Source organism: Bacillus sp. UNC69MF, from assembly GCF_000746035.1.
Taxonomy (GTDB): domain Bacteria; phylum Bacillota; class Bacilli; order Bacillales; family Bacillaceae; genus Bacillus; species Bacillus velezensis.
On the sequence record NZ_JQKM01000009.1, the window covers coordinates 41,571 to 60,754 of the forward strand.

The 19,184-nt window shown below is 45.9% G+C and carries 24 protein-coding genes and 2 pseudogenes; 5 read left to right on the forward strand and 21 right to left on the reverse strand.

What is annotated here, in order from left to right; translation table 11 throughout:
- Nucleotides 1-33: 33 nt before the first annotated feature.
- From BR62_RS0108415 to gpr, 3 genes are all read right to left on the reverse strand, one after another.
- The gene (locus BR62_RS0108415; protein ID WP_015240242.1) at nt 34-369 is read right to left on the reverse strand and encodes a YqxA family protein; all 336 of its coding nucleotides are present in this window, start codon (nt 367-369) and stop codon (nt 34-36) included.
- Nucleotides 370-385: 16 nt separating this feature from the next.
- Nucleotides 386-1,579 (reverse strand): stage II sporulation protein P, encoded by a 1,194-nt coding sequence (gene spoIIP / locus BR62_RS0108420; protein WP_007612673.1) that lies wholly within the window; start codon nt 1,577-1,579, stop codon nt 386-388.
- Between the two features lie 67 nt (nt 1,580-1,646).
- Nucleotides 1,647-2,753, reverse strand: a complete 1,107-nt coding sequence (gene gpr / locus BR62_RS0108425) for a GPR endopeptidase (protein ID WP_007408268.1) — start codon at nt 2,751-2,753, stop codon at nt 1,647-1,649.
- Between the two features lie 202 nt (nt 2,754-2,955).
- Here gpr and rpsT point away from each other — a divergent pair, with 202 nt between their 5' ends.
- Nucleotides 2,956-3,222, forward strand: coding sequence for a 30S ribosomal protein S20 (rpsT, locus tag BR62_RS0108430; protein WP_003152876.1), 267 nt, complete (start codon nt 2,956-2,958; stop codon nt 3,220-3,222).
- Nucleotides 3,223-3,238: 16 nt separating this feature from the next.
- Here the strand turns inward: rpsT and holA are convergent.
- Nucleotides 3,239-4,280: pseudogene (gene holA / locus BR62_RS0108435) on the reverse strand (DNA polymerase III subunit delta).
- Nucleotides 4,281-4,319: 39 nt separating this feature from the next.
- Nucleotides 4,320-4,471: pseudogene (locus BR62_RS19545) on the reverse strand (hypothetical protein).
- Nucleotides 4,472-4,511: 40 nt separating this feature from the next.
- Between BR62_RS19545 and BR62_RS19130 the strand changes: the two are divergent.
- Nucleotides 4,512-4,646, forward strand: coding sequence for a YqzM family protein (locus tag BR62_RS19130; RefSeq protein WP_003152870.1), 135 nt, complete (start codon nt 4,512-4,514; stop codon nt 4,644-4,646).
- Between the two features lie 18 nt (nt 4,647-4,664).
- Here BR62_RS19130 and BR62_RS0108445 read toward each other — a convergent pair whose 3' ends face one another.
- The 3 genes from BR62_RS0108445 to BR62_RS0108455 all read right to left on the reverse strand — a co-directional run bounded on the left by BR62_RS0108445 (nt 4,665) and on the right by BR62_RS0108455 (nt 8,267).
- The gene (locus tag BR62_RS0108445; protein WP_032870486.1) at nt 4,665-7,016 is read right to left on the reverse strand and encodes a DNA internalization-related competence protein ComEC/Rec2; all 2,352 of its coding nucleotides are present in this window, start codon (nt 7,014-7,016) and stop codon (nt 4,665-4,667) included.
- A complete protein-coding gene (locus BR62_RS0108450) occupies nt 7,017-7,586 on the reverse strand; it encodes a ComE operon protein 2 (protein WP_003152868.1) in 570 nt (189 codons plus the stop codon).
- Between the two features lie 66 nt (nt 7,587-7,652).
- Complete coding sequence (locus BR62_RS0108455) at nt 7,653-8,267, reverse strand: helix-hairpin-helix domain-containing protein (RefSeq protein WP_015240245.1); 615 nt, start codon at nt 8,265-8,267, stop codon at nt 7,653-7,655.
- Nucleotides 8,268-8,325: 58 nt separating this feature from the next.
- Here BR62_RS0108455 and comER point away from each other — a divergent pair, with 58 nt between their 5' ends.
- Nucleotides 8,326-9,147: a late competence protein ComER gene (comER, locus tag BR62_RS0108460; protein ID WP_014305449.1), complete on the forward strand. Its 822-nt coding sequence runs from the start codon at nt 8,326-8,328 to the stop codon at nt 9,145-9,147.
- Between the two features lie 68 nt (nt 9,148-9,215).
- On the opposite strand, the gene BR62_RS0108465 is transcribed toward comER, so the two are convergent.
- From BR62_RS0108465 to BR62_RS0108500, 8 genes are read right to left on the reverse strand one after another with little or no spacing between them, the layout of a single operon-like run.
- Nucleotides 9,216-9,953, reverse strand: a complete 738-nt coding sequence (locus tag BR62_RS0108465) for a class I SAM-dependent DNA methyltransferase (RefSeq protein ID WP_015240247.1) — start codon at nt 9,951-9,953, stop codon at nt 9,216-9,218.
- On the reverse strand, nt 9,950-10,306 hold the full coding sequence (gene rsfS / locus BR62_RS0108470; protein WP_007408260.1) for a ribosome silencing factor: 357 nt from the start codon (nt 10,304-10,306) through the stop codon (nt 9,950-9,952). Before rsfS ends, BR62_RS0108465 begins: the two co-directional genes overlap by 4 nt.
- Nucleotides 10,307-10,323: 17 nt before the next feature.
- Nucleotides 10,324-10,884 (reverse strand): bis(5'-nucleosyl)-tetraphosphatase (symmetrical) YqeK, encoded by a 561-nt coding sequence (gene yqeK, locus BR62_RS0108475; protein ID WP_007408259.1) that lies wholly within the window; start codon nt 10,882-10,884, stop codon nt 10,324-10,326.
- Complete coding sequence (locus BR62_RS0108480; RefSeq protein WP_007408258.1) at nt 10,874-11,443, reverse strand: nicotinate-nucleotide adenylyltransferase; 570 nt, start codon at nt 11,441-11,443, stop codon at nt 10,874-10,876. The genes yqeK and BR62_RS0108480 overlap by 11 nt, the downstream gene beginning before the upstream one ends.
- Before the next feature lie 10 nt (nt 11,444-11,453).
- Nucleotides 11,454-11,744: a ribosome assembly RNA-binding protein YhbY gene (yhbY, locus tag BR62_RS0108485; protein WP_003152858.1), complete on the reverse strand. Its 291-nt coding sequence runs from the start codon at nt 11,742-11,744 to the stop codon at nt 11,454-11,456.
- Nucleotides 11,738-12,580: a shikimate dehydrogenase gene (aroE, locus tag BR62_RS0108490; protein ID WP_007408256.1), complete on the reverse strand. Its 843-nt coding sequence runs from the start codon at nt 12,578-12,580 to the stop codon at nt 11,738-11,740. The genes yhbY and aroE overlap by 7 nt, the downstream gene beginning before the upstream one ends.
- Nucleotides 12,581-12,599: 19 nt before the next feature.
- On the reverse strand, nt 12,600-13,700 hold the full coding sequence (yqeH, locus tag BR62_RS0108495; protein ID WP_032866684.1) for a ribosome biogenesis GTPase YqeH: 1,101 nt from the start codon (nt 13,698-13,700) through the stop codon (nt 12,600-12,602).
- 2 nt (nt 13,701-13,702) lie between these two features.
- Complete coding sequence (locus tag BR62_RS0108500) at nt 13,703-14,221, reverse strand: YqeG family HAD IIIA-type phosphatase (protein ID WP_007408254.1); 519 nt, start codon at nt 14,219-14,221, stop codon at nt 13,703-13,705.
- A 357-nt stretch (nt 14,222-14,578) separates the two neighbouring features.
- On the opposite strand from BR62_RS0108500, the gene BR62_RS0108505 reads away from it, so the two are divergent.
- Entirely contained in the window at nt 14,579-14,719 is a 141-nt protein-coding gene (locus BR62_RS0108505; protein WP_003152850.1) for a sporulation histidine kinase inhibitor Sda, read from the forward strand.
- Between the two features lie 132 nt (nt 14,720-14,851).
- On the opposite strand, the gene BR62_RS19950 is transcribed toward BR62_RS0108505, so the two are convergent.
- From BR62_RS19950 to BR62_RS0108515, 3 genes are all read right to left on the reverse strand, one after another.
- Nucleotides 14,852-14,986, reverse strand: coding sequence for a hypothetical protein (locus BR62_RS19950; protein ID WP_003152848.1), 135 nt, complete (start codon nt 14,984-14,986; stop codon nt 14,852-14,854).
- 75 nt (nt 14,987-15,061) lie between these two features.
- The gene (locus BR62_RS0108510) at nt 15,062-15,793 is read right to left on the reverse strand and encodes an SGNH/GDSL hydrolase family protein (protein ID WP_007408253.1); all 732 of its coding nucleotides are present in this window, start codon (nt 15,791-15,793) and stop codon (nt 15,062-15,064) included.
- Between the two features lie 69 nt (nt 15,794-15,862).
- Entirely contained in the window at nt 15,863-16,597 is a 735-nt protein-coding gene (locus BR62_RS0108515; RefSeq protein WP_007408252.1) for a polysaccharide deacetylase family protein, read from the reverse strand.
- Nucleotides 16,598-16,825: 228 nt separating this feature from the next.
- Here BR62_RS0108515 and BR62_RS0108520 point away from each other — a divergent pair, with 228 nt between their 5' ends.
- Nucleotides 16,826-17,452 carry a TVP38/TMEM64 family protein gene (locus BR62_RS0108520; protein WP_007408251.1) on the forward strand — a complete coding sequence of 209 codons (627 nt, stop codon included), beginning with the start codon at nt 16,826-16,828 and terminating at the stop codon, nt 17,450-17,452.
- A 14-nt stretch (nt 17,453-17,466) separates the two neighbouring features.
- Here the strand turns inward: BR62_RS0108520 and BR62_RS0108525 are convergent, their stop codons facing one another.
- Both BR62_RS0108525 and BR62_RS0108530 read right to left on the reverse strand, forming a co-directional pair.
- Nucleotides 17,467-17,937 (reverse strand): GNAT family N-acetyltransferase, encoded by a 471-nt coding sequence (locus tag BR62_RS0108525; protein ID WP_032870488.1) that lies wholly within the window; start codon nt 17,935-17,937, stop codon nt 17,467-17,469.
- A complete protein-coding gene (locus tag BR62_RS0108530; RefSeq protein ID WP_032870490.1) occupies nt 17,903-19,159 on the reverse strand; it encodes an MFS transporter in 1,257 nt (418 codons plus the stop codon). Before BR62_RS0108530 ends, BR62_RS0108525 begins: the two co-directional genes overlap by 35 nt.
- Between the last annotated feature and the right edge of the window lie 25 nt (nt 19,160-19,184).

Consider the following 19,184-nt stretch of genomic DNA (forward strand, 5'->3'; position numbering starts at 1 on the left):
TTAAGGAATCATCCGCTTTTCTCTTCATCAATGCTAACGGTTCAGTTTCGAAACCCACTCATACATCGCTTGCGCCGAGTCCGTCACGGTATTTGAAAGGGTTTCTCCGGCTTTTGAAAACAGGTTGAAGGTTTCCGCCTGTTCCAGCTGTTTTTGTTTTTCTTCCAGATCTTTCGCCGTAACGGTTTGCCCCAAAATGGAAGCTTCTTTTTCCTGTCCTTCTCCGCCGAGCGTGAATGCTCCTTTTAAGGAGGGATCTTTGTATCCTTTCATATCAAGCATTCCGCTGTTTGCCTGCTGCATGCCGAACAAAACGCCGAAAAACATGACAATGGCGATCAGCAGGCATTTGCCGGTAAAACGGATCATTCGAATCACCTGATTTCTATTGTTTTTTCTTCTCTCCTGATTGCGAGCTGACCTTTTCTGCATCCCAGTACAGTTCGCTGAACACATCGGCCACGGCATCTGATGCGCGCCTCAGTTCTTCAAGATTGTTATCCACGCCCCCGAATTCCAGCAGAAGCGACCGGTCGTTTAAATCTTGGTTGTATACTCCATTATCTCCCGGAGAGCCTTTTGATAAAACACCGACGCTTAAGCCGGGGTATTTTTTCTCCATGAGCTTATGAAGTTCACTTGCGAGTTTATAGTTTTCTTCAAAATTAGCGCTTTTTTTGCCGACGACGATGGCGACTCTGGCATAGCTTTTTCCTTTGATGTCGGCTGTCGTATTTTTCTTGCGGCGGGAATCCCGGTGAATGTCTATGGTATATTGCAGGTTTTTATTTTTGGCGAGCGCGCTTTTTACGACCGGCCTTGATTCGTCGTAGCTTCGCGCATAATTTAAGCCGTCTTTGTTCAGGCGGGCCTGAATGTCGGTTTTATCTACGGTCGCTCCTACACCTTGCGCTTCAAGCGCTTTTCCGAACATATCTCCGACAAGCGTGACATTGGCCTTCGAATGGCGGGCGTTATCCGGATTTGTTTCCCCCTTTAACAGAGGAAGATAGGATTCGGTATTATGAGTGTGGTAAATAAAAACGACTTTTTTGCTGCCTGTTGAATGTTTCGGCGGCGCCGTTTCTTCTTTTTTCGTTTTGTTTTCGATTTCTGCCAGGTTCACTTCTTTTTCTTTTTCCATCACCTTTGACGGCGGCGGAGATTCAGCCGGCATATTCGTATAATCCGTCCCCTGCCCCGCCAGAAGGATCTCCGTATCGTATTGGGCAAATCCCGGCAGCTCACGTCCCAAGAAACTCCGCGGGTCTTCCATATTAATGCTTGTCGCCAGTTTTAAGGAAAGCCGGGACAGCTGAAAAGAGTCTTTTTCAGGAAGCTCTGAGGCGAAATAATGATTTTCCATGCCGAGGAGGTGTGCAAACGCGTCACCCGGAAGTTCTCCGGCAATTCCGTGAAGAGAATCCGAAGAAAGCCTCAGTTCAGGGCGAAGCGATGTGAGCACACCCGATAATACGAAAATAACGATAAGGCTTGTCATAAACAAAAACATGCCCTTGAGCGCATTTCCACCGTTTACTGCAACGACAATTTGACGGTTTCTGCGTTTTTTTCTCATGATTTGAATCCCTCCAGCGCTTGTCTAGTAATTACTCTATGAACAAGCTAGAGGAGGTAGAACCATTTTAATGATTATAAGAACCTTTGTTATCTTGTGACACTTTTTCATGAAGGGCGGTGTTTAACCCGTTTGCAAGCACGTTCGCCATATCATCAATAAAGGTGTCAATCTCCTTCGGCGTGACCATCAGATTATGGCCGAGCGGAGAAAGCACTTCGTGAATCAGCTGGCGTTTTTCGTTTTCGTCCAGCGTGCCGACAATACCGAGAAAGGATTGGCGTTCTTTTTCTCCGGGAAGGTCTTCGTCTGTCAGCACCTTCTTTTTGCCGAAGTTCATTCCGGCGGGCACCAGAGATCTTGACGGGCTGTCATCTTTCATCTCTCTTCCGAAATGTTTTAATATATAATCCACCGTATCGCTTGCGATCGTAACCGCATCAACGACAGTCGGTACCCCGATTGCGATGACGGGAATGCCGAGCGTTTCCTTGCTTAATTCTTTTCTCTTATTGCCGACGCCTGATCCCGGGTGAATGCCCGTATCAGAAAATTGGATGGTCGTGTTCACCCTTTCAACGGCTCTGGCCGCAAGAGCGTCTACCGCGATCACAAAATCCGGCTTTGATTCTTTGATCACACCTTGAATAATATCGCTCGTTTCAATTCCCGTTAATCCCATCACACCGGGAGCAAGCGCGCTGACCGGCCTGTACCCTTCCTGCACGTTTTCCGGCTGAAGCCTGAACAGATGCCTTGTCACAAGAAGGTTTTCGGTCACGAGAGGGCCGAGCGCATCCGGCGTCACATTCCAGTTGCCGAGACCCACGATCAAACAGCTTGCATCCTTTGGAATCTTTAATGCCGACAGATAGGCGGAAAATTCCTCGGCAAACACTTCCGTTACTTTTTCCTGCATGTCAGAGTCGTGTTCCCGAACCCCTTGAGCCTCGATCGTGACATAGCGTCCCTGCTTTTTCCCCGATAGCTCGGCGCCTTCTTTGGTAATATCGACGGTTCTGACTTTAATGCCGCCCTTGTCGCGTTCTTTTTCAATAAACCCGTTTATTTCTTTTTTCTGACCGGCTTGTCCGTCTTTTACCGCCTGTTTCGTTTCTACCGCTAAATCCGTCCGTATCAGAAATTGATTGACATCCAGTTCGTTGTTTTTCACAGGGAAGACCTCCTTCAATCATCGTGGTACATAGTGTGGCCATTTACAAAACGAATCATGCGAATTTACCCATCAACGAAAAATACTTTACATTTATATTGCAATCTAAAGTTCTGTTTGATAGAATACAATTTGTTCTATTGTGAAGAAGATTTAACCTTAAGACACTGTGCTACAGGTTGTATCTTAGGAGGTGAAACACATGCCAAACATTAAATCAGCGATTAAACGTACAAAAACAAACAACGAACGCCGCGCTCATAACGCGACAATCAAATCTGCTATGCGTACTGCAATCAAACAAGTTGAAGCTTCTGTTGCTAACAACGAAGCGGATAAAGCGAAAACTGCTCTTTCTGAAGCAGCGAAACGCATTGATAAAGCAGTGAAAACAGGTCTTGTACACAAAAATGCCGCAGCTCGATACAAATCTAGACTTGCGAAACAAGTGAACGGACTTTCTGCATAATACAAAAACGATCCCTTTAACGGGGATCGTTTTTTTCATTCAGTCCGGAGAAGCTCTAGGAGAAAGAGTTCCAGCAAGAGCTGCTTGTCCTTTTTCCCCGTTTTCATTTCATAATCCATCACTGCGAGTCTTTCTATAATACGCCGCAGCTCTTCTTCAGAAAAAAGCCTCGCCTGATCCATCGCCAGCTTTACCCGGAAGGGGTGCACCTTTAAGTTGGAAGCGATTTGCTTTTGGCCGTATCCTTGTCCCGCAAAATACTTCGTCTGCATAATCAGACGGAATTGGTTGGCGATCAGCGCCATAATTTTGATCGGTTCTTCGTTTTGTTTTAAAAGATCATAAAATATTTGAAGACTTTCCGTCCGTTTTCGGTTCACGATTTTGTTGATCAGCTCAAAAATATTCTGCTCCAAACTTCTTGCGACGAGCTCACGGACATCTTCAAGTGTGATCTCATGTCTGTCACCGGTGTAGGCGGAGAGTTTTTGTATTTCCTGATATATGGAAGACAGATGGCCGTTTGCAAGCAGAACCAAATGCTCGGCAGCTTCTGTATCGATCATTTTATTTTCGGATTTCGCCAGATTAATCGTAAAATCCGTCGTCTCCTTTGCATTCAGCTCCTTAGCTTCAATCATAAGGGCTTTTTGCTTCAGCGCTTTCGTCAGCTTTTTCCGTTCGTCCAGTTTCTCATACGGAGCCACAATCACAAAGACCGTATAAGGCGCAGGGTCCTTCAGATAAGTCTCCAGAGCGGCTGTATTATGCTCTATTTTTTCTTTCTTTTTTTCCCCTGTTAAAAAAGACGGATTTTTTACGATGACCAGCCGCTTCTCTCCCATAAACGGAAACGTTTCCGCATCGGTTACGGCCTGGTCAAGCGGATCTTCTTCAAGATCAAAAACAGACAGGTTAAAATCCTTTGTCTCCTCATCAACGACAGCTTGTCTGATCCGGCTGACAGTCTCTTGGAGCAGATACGTTTCTTTTCCGTATAAGCAATAAACGGAGCGGACATCCCCTTTTTTCAGGGCTTTCCAAACATCAAATACCATGATCGTATGACTTCCTCTCTTTCTTGATCCCCTTCTATCCTAAAATGAGTTTGGCAAATAGTAAAGAGGAAGCTTTAAGGACAGCTTCCTCATTTATAATAAACGCCTGATTCACAAGCTCCCGGGTCTGCTTGTAAAAAGGCGATAATCACAAGAACAGAAAACGTTACCATCACTTCTAGATTTTTCAAAACAATTCCAGTATACTTAGGGAAGTCAGGAGGGATGAAATTGAATGATTTTGAAAAAAACGTTCAAAGCAAACGAAATGATGCTGTTGACTCAGCTGTCGGTTTTGTCGTGTCCTTCGGATTTTTCGCCTTTTTGTTCGTGATGGCAACAGCCATCCATCTTATCGGCTCTTAGCCGCATTCCGGGCTGCTGTCAATCGGCAGTCTTTTTTACTTCTTGCGCCCTGGTTTCTTCTATATCATATGGAGGGAAGACGGAAAACGTTCCGGCGCCTTTTTTAAATCTGTATTGAATCGTTCCGCTGATATCGGTGCGAAGCACATTTACAGAGTACGCCTTCAAACGATCCAGCACTTCTTCATGCGGATGATGGTATCGATTCTCTTTTCCTGCTGAAATCAGCGCTGCTTCCGGCTGAAGCTGCTTCAAAAAGGCTTCACTCGTTGAGCTTTTGCTGCCGTGATGACCCGCCTTCAATATATCAGCCTTCAGATTCGGATACGTTTTCAGCACTTCTGTTTCGCCGTCCGATTCTAAATCTCCCGTCAAAAGCCAGCTCACTCCGCCAAAAACCGTCCAAAGCACCAGTGACGAATCATTTTTACTCCTTCCGTCAGACGACTCCGGAGACAGCACCTGAAACTGAAGATCCCCGGCTGTAATGGTGTCGCCCCGCTTTGCTTCGGCAACGGGAATGTTGTTTTCTTTCGCCATATTTAATATGTTCTGATCTTTCGGTTCTTTTACGAATCCTACGGGGACAATTAACCGTTTGACTCTATGATTTTTGATTAACACTCCGGCTTCCCCGATGTGATCTTGATCCGCATGGGTTAAAATCAGTGCATCCAGCTTTTTCACCCCTTTTCCGTTTAAAAATGGAATCAAAACCTTCTCGCCGATAGAATACGGGTGACGTTTTTCTTTCCATGATTCTCCGGGATAAGCAATCACTCCCCCTGTATCAACCATTACGGTCCCTTTGCGGTGCGGCGCGCTTATAAACAGTGAGTCTCCCTGCCCGATATCAAGCATATCCGCTTCTCCCCATGGACTGAAATACGGACGGCATATTAAATAAGCCAAAACCGCGCAGAAAAAAAGAGCCGATTTCCTGAGTTTTAAAAAACCTCCCTTTTCCAAAGCCGCAAAAAGCGTAAAAACGGAAACCGCAAGCAGAAGAAGGGAAAGAAAGTCAGGCTTTGACACAATCATAGTAAATAAATCAACGGATGCCGCATATGTAATGAAATCATGCACAGGCTTCATCACAAGGTCAAACATACCAAACAAACATTCTCCCATCTGCCTTGAGAGTAAAAGAAGAAGGAAACCGATGACAGAAACCGGAATGACAAATAACGTATAAAAAGGCACCATCACCATATTCATCGGAAAACTGACAAGTGAAATCTGCTGAAAATGATAGAGAAGAAACGGAAGTGAGCTGAGCTCTGCAATCAATGAAGCCATCGCAAGCCCGGCAAGTCTGCTTTCCCCTGCTTTCTTTAAAATGGAGGATGACAGAATTAAAGAGGCGCTTACCGCAAAGGAAAGCTGGAAGCCCGCCTGCCAAAGGAAGTAAGGATTAAACAGCAGGAGCAGCAGATAAGACAGGGACAATGCAGCAGAGGAATGAATGCCGCGTTTAACAAGAGTTCCGGCGATATAAAATCCCAGCATGAGGGATGCGCGCAATACGGATGGGGCGGCACCGCTCAGCAGTGTATACACCGGCAAAAACAGCAGCAGCAAAATTCCTGCTTTTTCTCTTGTCAGCCCGATTCTGATCAGAGCATAAAATAATCCCGCCGTAATAAGACCGACATGCATTCCGGAAATCGCCATTAAATGAACGACTCCCAAATTTTGATATGCACTCAGTATATCGTCCTCTATAGAAAATCTTTCACCTAAGGTCAGCGCTTCAACAATTCCGGCGGAAGATTCAGGCACGTGATTCCGAATGATCGAAATCAAATTTTTTCTGATGTTCAGCAGTTTAAACAGCGGCTGTTTGGATTTTTCACACTGCTGAATGGAAGTCACGGAAAATAACCAGTGAATCTGCTGAGAGTAAAGATATTCCTTATAATCAAAACCTCCGGGAACCGTCGCATGTGCAGGCTGTTCCAGAGAGCCTGTAAACGTGCAGCGCGTCCCCGGTTCAAGCTGTTCAATGAGTCTCTTTTCCTCAAGAGACCGGATTTTGTACGAAGCCGCCCATTTTTCCTTGTCATGTGTACGGATAACGGCTGACATTTTCGCTCCGTCAACCTTCGGAATATTAGTGATGACGGCCTGTTCAGTATAACTGCCGGCCTGATACCGCGTTACATTCGCAGCGTCACAAACCGTATAAAGAAAGAAATAAAGACAAAAAGAAACGAGGCAGACGATAACCGGAGCATGCTGCTTTGTTTTTACAATGATAAAGAGAAGATACAGAAGAAAAAGGAGCAGAACCCAGAAGACATGAGCGGCGGCAATTCCCGCAGTTGCAGAAACCGCCGCCAGAGGCAGAAGAAGGTATTTATATTTCATTTATACGTAACTGGTAAACAGCTCATTGGCCTGTTCATGAATTTTTTTCAGTTCATCTGCCTTAACCCCCGCATCAGATAATTGCTGAATCAGACCTGCTACAAAAGACAATTTTTCGCGGTTTTTCAGATCGATGATCATTTCATCAAGTTCGACCTGCTCCACCTTGACTCCGGCTTGGCTGAACAGCTCTTTTGCATAAGGCTGTGTTTTGTAATCTTCGGCATAATAAACCGTTTTGATGCCTGCCTGGATAATTGATTTGCAGCATTGAATACAAGGATAATGCGTCACATAAATTTCGGCGCCCTCCGTCGGAACACCGAACTTAGAACATTGCAGAATCGCATTCATCTCTGCATGTATGGTCCGCTGGCAATGATTATCTATTAAAAGGCATCCTTCATCAGCGCAATGGACCCCGCCGGCGATTGAGCCGTTGTATCCGCCGGCAATCATCCGCTTATCTCTGACTACGGTTGCCCCGACTGACAGTCTCGGACATGTGCTTCTCAGCGCCAGCAAATGGCTTTGCGCCATAAAATATTGATTCCATGAGATTCGTTCCACAAGTTTTCCCTCCAAAAAGTCTTGTTGCTTTTCTAAGTTTACATAGATTTAAGCAAAACCGTCAATTCACTTTACCGTAATGGAAGTTTTTATCCGCTCAAATGACTTCTCTCCAAAGCCTGATACATTCATCAAATCTTCAGCAGTCTGAAACCGTCCGTTTTCTTCTCGGTAGGCGATAATCGCTTCCGCTTTTTTCTGCCCCACCCCGGAAATTGCCTGAAGTTCGTCCAGAGATGCCGTATTGATATTGACAGCTGCATTCTCCTTTTCACCCGCCGCTGTTTTCGGGCGATTCTCCTCTTCGCCTTCACTCGGAATATAAACAATCGTGCCGTCCTGCAGCTGCTCTGCTAAATTAACATTCAATTCATCCGCCTTTTTCTTCAGGCCGCCGGCTTTTTCAATGGCTTGCGTCACTCTGTCTCCCGCTTTCATTTCATACACGCCGGGATTCCGGACCGCACCTTTCACATCAATCATAATCTTATCGTCTGCTGTGTCTTTTTTGTCCGCGACGGATGCTGAGGCTGTTTGGCCGAGCACAGACTGCTGTTTGACCGGCTCTTCCTTTTCAGAACGAAACAGCCAAATACAGATAAAAACCGCCCCTGCCGCAAGACAAGCGCCCAGAATTTTCAGGTTCCGCCGCAGCCGCTCCGTCATCATCGCTTTCGTCATATTGCATTGCCTCCCCGCATAAGGTTTAGAGGATTAAGGGAAAAAGGAGGGGAATTCATTGAAAATAGGCTTTATCGGCACCGGAAACATGGGAACGATCCTGATTGAATCGTTTATCGAATCAAACGCTGCCGATCCCTCACATATCACCATCACAAACAGAACAATCGAAAAAGCATTAAAACTAAAAGAACGTTTCAGCGGCATCCATGTCACCGAGGATCAGGAAAAGCTCGTACAGGATAATGAAATAATATTCATTTGTGTAAAACCGCTGGATATATATCCTTTGCTGAAAAAACTCACACCGCATTTACGGAAAGATCACATTTTAATCTCCATTACCAGCCCCGTTCAGACGGATCAGATTGAACATACGGTTCCGTGTCAGACGGCCCGCGTCATTCCGAGCATTACGAACCGCGCCTTGGCCGGCGTCTCGCTTGTTACGTTCGGCAAAAGCTGCAGCGAGTCTGCAAAAGCGGATATTCAAACGCTGTTCACTCATATTTCAAAACCTGTGGAAATCAGCAGCGGCATTACAAGAGCGGCGTCAGACATTGTCAGCTGCGGGCCCGCTTTTATGAGTTATCTCGTTCAGCGCTTTATTGACGCGGCAGTGGAAGAAACGGACATCACCAAAGAAGAAGCCGTGATTATGTCGACGGAGATGCTTGTCGGTCTCGGAAAGCTTCTGGAAACAGGGCATTACACGCTTCCCGCCTTGCAGGAAAAAGTATGCGTAAAAGGCGGCGTCACCGGGGAAGGACTGAAGGCTCTCGAAAGCGGTGTTCAGGATATGTTCAACCGTGTCTTTCAGCGTACACATGACAAATACGATGAAGATATATCGTTAGTGAAGAAGCAATTTCACGTGTAACTGAGTATGCCATAAAGTGCTTTATCGCGCCAATCGCAAAAAATGCATTTTAAAAACCATCGTTCCGTTTAAACGATGGTTTTTGGTTTGCCTGCCGTAAAGAAAAGACGTTCAGACTCTGTTGAAGGAGGCCGGTCTGTAAAATCAGCCGTCACCTTCTTCAGTTCAAATCCGGTCTCTGCAAGCATTTGTTCATATTCTTCAATGTAAAATGTTTTTTGCTCATGCGTCTCGTCATAACGGTCATAAGATTGTCCGTTCCATACGAAAAAGGACATATCATGGATGACAGAAAGCTCTTCATCGCCGGCAAAGCTTTGCCAGATATAGCTGATCTGCTCATCCTGATCCGCATGGGTGCTGTCCGGAAAAAGCTCCGTCATTTTAAATGGGGAATGGACGTCAAACAGAAGCAGGCCGCCCTCCTTCAAAACTTGAAAAACACTTTTGAAGGTGCTTAAGACATCACTTTTCGTTTTTAAGTAATTTAGGGAATCACAGCAGATGACAACGGCATCAAACTGTTCTTCAAAACCGGAAAGCTCTCTCATATCCTGCTGGAGAAAAAGGATCGGCTTTCCCGTTTTTTTCTGCTGGGCACAGCTCAGCATATCTTCACTCAAATCAATCCCCGTGACTTCGCAGCCTTTTTCAGCAAGCCTGATGGATATTTCTCCGGTTCCGCAGGCAAGATCAAGCACCCTTCCCTTTTCCGGAAGAGACGCTTCGATCCAGCCCGCCCATTCATCATACGGCGCATGTGACATTAACTCGTCATATACGCCGGCGAAGCCTTGGTAAATCATGAGTTCAAGCCGAGTTCAAGCTCTGCGAGCGGCGCGTCGCCCCATAGCTTTTCAAGATTGTAGTAGCTTCTTTCATCTTTATGGAAAACGTGGACAATGACGTCGCCGAGATCAACTAAAATCCAGCGGGCCTCATCAAACCCTTCCATCTTTTTGACATCAATGCCGTTTTCTTCTGCCTGATCTTTAATTTCACGCGCAATTGCCTGAACCTGCTTATCAGAATTCCCGTGGCAGATTAAAAAGTAATCCGCTATAAGTGAGATTCCTTCCATGTCCAGCGCTAAAATATCTTCTGCACGTTTATCGTCGCATGCTTTTGCCGCGATTTTTAATACGGAAGCTTGATTCATTCTTCAAATTCCTCCTGTCAATTTTGAGACACCAGCCAGTTATAGGTTGCAAACGTCTCCGGAAAGACCGGCTGGTTTTTTTTCATCAGAAATATCATTGTATTTTTCATTGCTTGTATGAGCGCATCGTTCAGATCTGTTTCCGCCAGACGGCGCACCTCTTCCACTCCGGGAAAATGGCGGCCGGGTTCAATGTAATCCGCAACGTAAATGACTTTGTCTAAAAGGGTCATTCCGGGACGCCCTGACGTGTGATAGCGGATTGCATCCAAGATCTCAGGATCAGTGATCCCCGCTTCTTTCTCAGCCAGATACGCTCCCACAGGGGCATGCCACAGCTCGGCATTGTAATCCAAGAGCTCAGCCGGCATTTTTTCCCGCACGATGATCTGCTTCATTTCTTCTTTCGGCCGGAATTTCGCATAATCATGAAAAATAGCCGCCATTTCCGCTTTTTTCGGGTCTGCTCCGAACCGGCCTGCGAGAATAACCGCCGTATCTGTCACGCCGATTGTGTGGATGTAGCGATGCTCGGTCAGCTGCTCTTTGACGCAGGCAAGTGCTTCCTCACGATTCATATAAATCATTCTCCTCTATATACTGCCTCACTTTATCCGGCATTAAGTATTGCGTCGGCTTTTTTGCTTTGAGACGTTCTCTCAGCATCGTTGACGAAACGTCAAATTCCGGAACGTCGGCAAAAAGCAGCGGGTACGGTGTCTCAATATGATACCCCGGGCGCCGCACTCCGATAAATTGAATGAGCGTGAGCAGTTCGTCCAGTTTGTACCATTTCGGCAGATATTCAATCATATCCGCTCCGATAATAAAGAAAAGCTTGTCGTTCGGGTGCCGCTCCTTCAGTAAACGGACGGTATCATAGGTATAAGAAGGGCCTTTCCGGTCCATTTCCGCAAGCTCAAGCTTAAAGCCGGAATTAGAGCTGATGGCAAGCTTCAGCATCTCCACCCGGTGCCGGCTGTCTGTAAAGTCTTCATTCTGCTTATGCGGAGGGATTTTATTGGGCATAAACCAAATCTCATCGAGCTCCGCCTGATGAAGGACTTCATTAGCCATCAGAAGATGTCCGTTGTGCGGAGGGTCAAATGTGCCCCCGAATATTCCGATTTTCTTCATGTCAACCACCTTACGGAAGCTCGATTTGTTTATTTTCCTTTGATTCCTTATACAGCACGATCGTATTTCCGATCGTCTGCACCAATTGTGAGCGGCTGCCTTTCACAAGGGCTTCTGCGACATCATTTTTATCGTCTTCGCAGTTTTGAAGCACGCTGACTTTAATCAGCTCTCTTGCTTCTAAAGCCTCGGCAATCTGTTTCACCATGTTTTCGTTGACTCCGCCTTTTCCCACTTGAAAAATAGGCGTTAAGTGATGCGCTTTTGAACGCAAAAACCGTTTTTGTTTTCCTGTTAACATTGTGTTCCTCCTAGTTTTCCTTCAACAATTGCTCTCATTAAGCCGCTGTCAGGCTCTTGTCCCGTCCACAGCTTGAAAGACAGTGCAGCCTGTTCCACAAACATGCCGACACCGTCAAGGGTTGTTAAACCTCTTTTTTCAGCTTCTTTTAAGAACGCCGTTTGAATCGGGTTGTATACGATATCACAAACGATGGCGCCCGTTTTGGCCCGTTCCAATGAGAGCGGCACGGCATCCGTTTTCGGATACATGCCGACAGATGTTGTATGAATAATGACGTCATATTGTTCAAGCTGATTTTCAGCTTCTTTTAAAGTAAGGGCGCGTTTCTGCTGAAAAGAGGGAGCAGCCGCAATCAGACTTTCTGCTTTTTCCGGCGTGCGGTTGCAAACGTCAAATTGTTTCGGCTCTCTGCGGACGATCGTCGTAAAAATCGCTCTTGCCGCTCCTCCCGCCCCAATCATGAGGATGGAGAGCTCTGATATCGGTTTGTCCAATACTTTGACTAAGGATTTATAAAACCCATCTCCGTCAGTATTATACCCGATGAGCCTGTCTCCCTCTCTTTTGACGGTATTTACGGCCCCGAGTACTTTCGCGCTTTCATGTATTTCATCCAGATGCTCCATGATCGCGACTTTATGCGGGACTGTGACGTTCACTCCGCAGATGCCAAGCGCCTTGATTCCGTTAACGGCGTCCTTGAGATGATGAGGTTCCACCTGAAACGCAAAATACTGCCCGTTGATGTTCTTATCTTGCAAAGCCGCGTTATGAATATCGGGTGACATTGAATGCCCGATCGGATTTCCGATTACTCCGTACAATTGTTTCATGCTCCCTCTCCCCTTCTCTCTATATTAATGAACGGCGGACAAATACGTGTACGCCTTTCGGAGCGTATGCCGTTATTTTTTTATCTTCTTGCTGCACCGTGACCCAGCCGAGACCGGAAAAAACGATATCCGTCTTTCCTTCTTTAATCGTAAACGTGTGGGGCGTAAGCTCCGGAAATTCATCCAAATGATCTTTTCCGGGCGGGGTAAGCAGTTCTCCCGCATGCTTTTCGTATAAGGCATCAGCATTTTCAAGCTTTGTTCTGTGAATCATCAATTCATTCGGCATATAGCAGACAAACGCCGTTTTATCGCCTGATACATAGTCAAACCGGGCAAGCCCGCCGAAATAAAGCGTTTGTTTTTCATTCAGCTGAAAAGTGCGCGGCTTCAGTTCTTTTTTCGGTGTCAGCACCTTTAAGTCACGCTTGTCCACGTAATGCGCCATCTGGTGATGGTTAATGATTCCCGGCGTATCATAAAGCGCAGATCCGTCATCGAGCGGGATTTCAATCGCGTCAAGCGTCGTGCCCGGAAATTGAGAGGTGGTAATAATATTCTCTTCCCCTGAGACCTCTTTAATAATCCGGTTGATAAATGTGGATTTGCCGACATTGGTACAGCCCACCACATACACATCGCGCCCTTCGCGGTAATGTTCAATGGCGTCAATGACTTCCTTCATCCCTTGTCCGCGGGAAGCGCTGATTAAAAAGACATCAAGGGGTTTTAAGCCGTATTCTTTCGCTTCGCGTTTCATCCATTGAACGAGCCGTTCCCGTTTTACGGATTTCGGCAGGATATCGGCCTTATTACCGACAAGAATGATCGGATTACCGCCGACAAAGCGGTTCAGCCCGTTTATCCAGCTTCCGTTAAAATCAAAAATATCAACGACTTTGACAATAAGAGAGTCAGTATCGCCGATTGTGTGCAAGATATTTAAAAAGTCATCATCCGTTAATGAAACATCTTGAATTTCATTGTAATTTTTCAGTCTGAAGCAGCGCTGGCAGATGACATTCTCTTTCGTGAGCGATGCCTTTGGCGCGTATCCGAGACCTTGTTTATCCTCGGTCTGGATCGTTACTCCGCAGCCGATGCAAACAACCTTTTCCATTTCTAATCCTCCCACTGAATATGGCCTTTACGTTTCAAAGAACTCAATATTCTCCGTTCAATCCGGCGGTTAAAGCGCGTCATGACTCCGTCAGAGGAAGCGACAGGCACGACGAGGATCGTATGATACCCGTTTCTGTTTCCGCCGAGAACATCAGTAAGCAGCTGATCGCCGATGACCACACAGTCTTCTTTTTTCAGATCCATGCTGCTGACGGCTCTTTTAAAGGCGCGTCCCATCGGTTTTCTTGCCTTATAAATAAACGGTATGCCAAGCGGCTCCGAGAATAATTTCACTCTTCGTTCATTATTATTGGAGACGATCGTGACTTTAATGCCGTGCTCCTTCATTTCTTCAAACCACTCGATTAATCGAGGTGTCGCACTCGGTCTGTCCCACTCCACAAGCGTGTTGTCAAGGTCTGTAATAATCCCTTTCACATTGCGTTCTTTGAGCTTTTCCGGTGTGATATGAAATATATTTTTCACAAATTCGTCAGGTAAAAAAAACTTTTTTAACAAAACCCGCACCCTTCCTTTTCTTTCTACCATCTATATGTCGAAACCTGTCAGATTTAAAAACAAAGTCGGACTCAGTAAAAAAATTTCGACAAAAATTGGGTTTCTTCACCAGTTGTGGATAAAATTACACACATTATCCACTCTTATTACATCCGGATTTATCCAGATTATAAACAAGATACTAACAGGTTATCCACTTACGAGTGTGGATAACAGAACGATTGTTCTTATTTGTATTTCATGGTAGATTAAAGATAACCTCACCATGATTGAAACGCAACCTTCCATCATATGCTTGCGTCTGATGATTGATTACAATTGTAAGGAGGTGCCACTCCCATTAATTGGGTCCCCGGCATGAGAAAGCTTTCTGATGAATTACTAATAGAATCTTATTTCAAAGCCAATGAAATGAATTTGAGCCGTGAATTTATCGAGTTAATTGAAAACGAAATTAAAAGAAGATCGCTCGGACACATTATTTCCGTTTCTTCTTAAACAGAAAAAAGTTCCCGGGCGAATTTCCTTTTTTTACTCAGATGACTGATATTATATCACTTCGGTTATGCGCATTACTACCACTTTCAACAAAAAACACCCCTAAAATAGAGGTGTTTAAGAGGACAGCTGCTATATATTGAACCAATACAGACCGCCCAGGACGAGAATGACGACGAGCAGCACAACAAAAAATGCGTACCAGTACCCCGCATTCACCCGAGGAGGCGGGCATACAGGATATTGCGGAGGGAAACCGCGGTTCATAGCAATCGCCTCCAAAAAGATGTTTTTTCTACAGCCTATGAAGCAGAAGCAAAACGGTTTAGGCAGCTGACGGCGTCAGCGTTCCAAAACCCGCCCATTTTTTATGCCTTCAATTAAGATTCTGGCGCCTTTTGGCGTCATATGATTTCCGGAGGGATCTATCAGTCCGGATTGAATCAGCGCCCGGTCTGTATCTTTGCCGCCGTCCGCGCGTATAAAGTGTTTCCAGTTATCCACCAGCGGCACTTTCAACTCAGCTGCAACCTGCCTCGTAACGCCGTTATAGGAATTATGCCATTTTCTCGCGCCGCCTTTTTCTTTAAAGGCTGAGGCTTTATATCTCGAATAGTAATAGAGATGATGCGTTCCGTTTCCTTCTATAACCGGGATGCACGTCATTAAAATCGGCTTTATGCCGTGATTTCTGCTTTCGTTTATGAAATAAGTCAGGTTTTCTTTAAACCGTTTCTTTGATACCCGCGGCTGATCGCCCGTCAAAATGCCCGCATCATTTGTTCCGAACATGATAAATAAATATTGGGGCTTACGGTCCAGCACGTCGCTTTGAAAACGCAGGCGCGCATCCTCAGTCGTCTGGCCGCCTATTCCCGCATTTATAACCGTAAGACGGCCGCGTTCCGCTGTTTTTAAAATGTTTACCCACTGCTGCGCCTTCGGATAATCACGATAATCCCAGTTGGAACCGCGCGTATTGCTGTCGCCGAACGCGACAACACTTTTTTCTTTGCCCGCGGCGCATCCTGATAACAGACAGATTATCGTAATAAAAAGAACAGCAAACTTCATTTTCTCTCCCCCCAAACCTTACCTCCTATGGTACACATCTCTTTGGCGGCTTTCAACGCGGCGCTCTCTTTACTGGATATGAAAAGGACCGGAATCCTGTCCGATCAAATCCGAAACCTTAACAAACGTGTAGCCCTGCTTTTTCAGCTTTGGAATGATTTCTTTCAAAGCCTCAACCGTCTGGCGCCGGTTTCCTCCGCCGTCATGCAGAAGAACGATATCTCCATCTCTGGCATGTGAAACAACGTGCCTGACGATTTTTCCTTTCCCTGGCCTTTTCCAGTCCCTCGGATCTTGGTTCCATGACCACATGATGATATGATAGCCCTCTTTTAAGATGCTTTTGAAAGCCGTATGATTCAGCGACCCTCCCGGCGGGCGGAATAACTTGTCCCCTTCCGGCTGCAGCGATGTGATATGATGCGCTGAGCTGTGAAGCTCTTGTAAAATGTCTTTGCGTTTCAGTCGGTGAAAATAAACATGGTTCATCGTATGGTTGCCGATTTCATGCCCTTCTTCAACGATGCGTTTTGCCGTTATGGGGTATTTGTCTATACGGCTCCCGACACAAAAAAAGGTTGCTTTAACATTGTGCTGTTTCAGCACGTCTAACACAGCCTCCGTATAGACAGGATGGGGGCCGTCATCGAAGGTTAAAGATAGTTTCTTTTTTTCAGACCTTTTATCCCAGTACACGTTTCCCGTTTTCTCCATGTCACTTCTTTTTAAAGATTTCGCATCGGCGGACACGGCAGTGAGACTCGTGAGGACGCATATCATGATGATCAGATGAAAGCATCTCAACGTTTACACCTCCAGTAAACACTACTGTTAACGTGTCCCCTTTTATAAAAAATCATTCTCTGCATCAAATGATGCACATCACCCGCTTGTTTTTGTCCAAATCCGGGTGCAGCCGTTTCTCATCAAACGGCAAATGCTGATAAATCAAATACGCTTATCGGACAGCTTATTTTAATAGAAGGAGATAGATTTGTGCTGTATACTAATTGAAAAGAGGTGAACGTGCAGATGATAAAAAAGGGATTCAGTCTTGCCGTCATCATTGCTGTCGTGATGATCGGCTTTTTGCAAAAAGACGTCTGGCTCAGCATGATTCGCGCGGGCGGCATGTACGCCGTGCTTATGAGTATCCTTCTGGTCGCAGCTGACGTATTTTTTCCGATTGTTCCATTCGCCATTATCGCGGCCTTAAACGGAGCGGTTTTCGGGATTGTAAACGGGGTGTGGATTACATTGTCAGGCGCGATGCTCGGAACAATGGCGTTGTTTTTTCTCGTTCGGTACGGATTCAGAGACTGGGCCAGAAAAAAGCTGCTGGCTTACCCGGCAGCGGCCCAATATGAAGATTCATTTCATCAGCACGCGTTTACGGCGGTGCTTTTCGGGCGGCTGATTCCGATTATACCGTCGCTTGCCATGAATACCGTCTGCGGGCTGAGTAATATCCGATGGCCGATCTTTTTTTCTGCGTCGGTGCTCGGCAAAATTCCGAACATTGTGATCGTGACCGTCGCAGGCGCTTCATTTACAAGCAACAAACTGCTGTCTTTCGGGATTTATGGAATGTATATGCTCGTCTTAATGGCGGTCATTTATAAGAAGTTTCCCGGCCTTTTAAAAACAACGAAAAAATGAAGCGCGTACCGCCACTATTCCGGCGGTACGGCTCCTCTCATTCTGAGAACTTTTCCGTTACATTCTGAACCGATCACTTCCATGTTTTTCTTTCTGTAAAATGACAGAGCCGCTTCATTGCCCGGCGAAACTCTCAGGTGATATTCCGAAACACCGTTCGCTCTGAAAAACTGATTCGCGTATTGATGCAGTTTCGTTCCGCACCCCCTTCCCCTCTGCTTCTCAGTCATATAGTAAAGGTGCACATAACCGATTTTTTGGCTGCGGTAAAATTTGATGGAAGCTTCTAGCTGTCCGATCGGCTGTCCGTTATGAAAAAGCAGCATAAAACCGTCGGGAAAGCATTTGATTTGGGATGACAGCCATCTGAGATATTCATCCCTATTAAAATGATCCGCCGTGCCAAAGCTGACGAAAAACGAATCCTCACGAAACGAAACGACCGTCTCTTTATGTTTGTTTAAATTGATCCGCTTGAAATACATCAGGAGTCCTCCTTTTTGCGGACGCAAATAAGAACGAGCATAAAACGGCTGCCAACGCCAGCATAACAGCAGCGCCTGCGATGACAATGCCGCGGACGGAAGAACTGACAGAAGCCGCTCCGAAAACCGCCGTTACTACTATAATGAAGACGGCTTCGACTAATGAATAAAAGCTCCCCACTCTCCCCATGATGTCCACCGGAACATTCTTTTGATAAAACGTCAGAAAGCCTGTATTGGCAAACGCCAGAAAAAAAGCGAGAAGGAAAAATCCGAAAGCAGCCGTCCAAAAAACGTCAGAAAACGCATAAATCATATATCCGGCCGCTGTGAATAAAGAGCCCATTCCCATCAATAAAGAAGCCGGCATTTTTTTATTAAAGAACACATTGACAAGCGCCCCCGCAATAATGCCTGCCCCTGAGATACTGACGAGAAAACCGTAATCGGCATCAGTCAGCTGAAGAACCTCTTTTGCAAAAGCGGCTTCAAGCGAATCAAGCGCGGAAAGCATAACGTTCATGACCAGACTGAATAAAAAATAAATGATCATGACGTTTCGCGCCGTTCGGCTGAAGCGATAGACGAGCTTCCAATCTTCTTTGCACACTGCCAAAGAAAGCTTCTGTGCGGGAGAATGTACGTGAGGCCCATTTTCAAGGTTCGGCAGCATCATCGTGATGAAACCGGACAGCACTAAAGCCGCCGCATTCACCCAAATCGCAAAAATCGGCGTGCCGGCGATAAAAAGCAGTCCGGCCGCAGCCGGCCCGAGGAGAAAAGCCCCTGATTCCGACAAAGCCCTTAGTGAATTGAATCGTTTTCTCCTTTCAGCCGGAATAAGCATCGTCACATACGCCATGGAACACGGACGAAACATCGCATTGGCCATTTGAATCAAAAACACGATACAATAAACGGAAAATAAAGACCGTGCAGTAACCATCAGCGGCAGAACGGCAATGAATGCAGCCCGGGTGAAATCAAGCGACATCATCATATTCCGTTTGTTACACCGGTCGATGATGCTGCCCGCCCACCCATTGGTCATTAAAACAGCGGCAGGCCTGATTAAATAAAGGATGGAAACCGCAAAAGCAGACCCCGTTTCTTTTAAGACAATAAGATTAAGAGACAAAAAATAGATCCATTCACCAATATTTGCTATCCCGATTCCGGTTAACAGAAGCAACGGGTACCGCCAAGACTTCAGGTTTTTCATCTTATCCCTCCCTTAGAAATAAAAA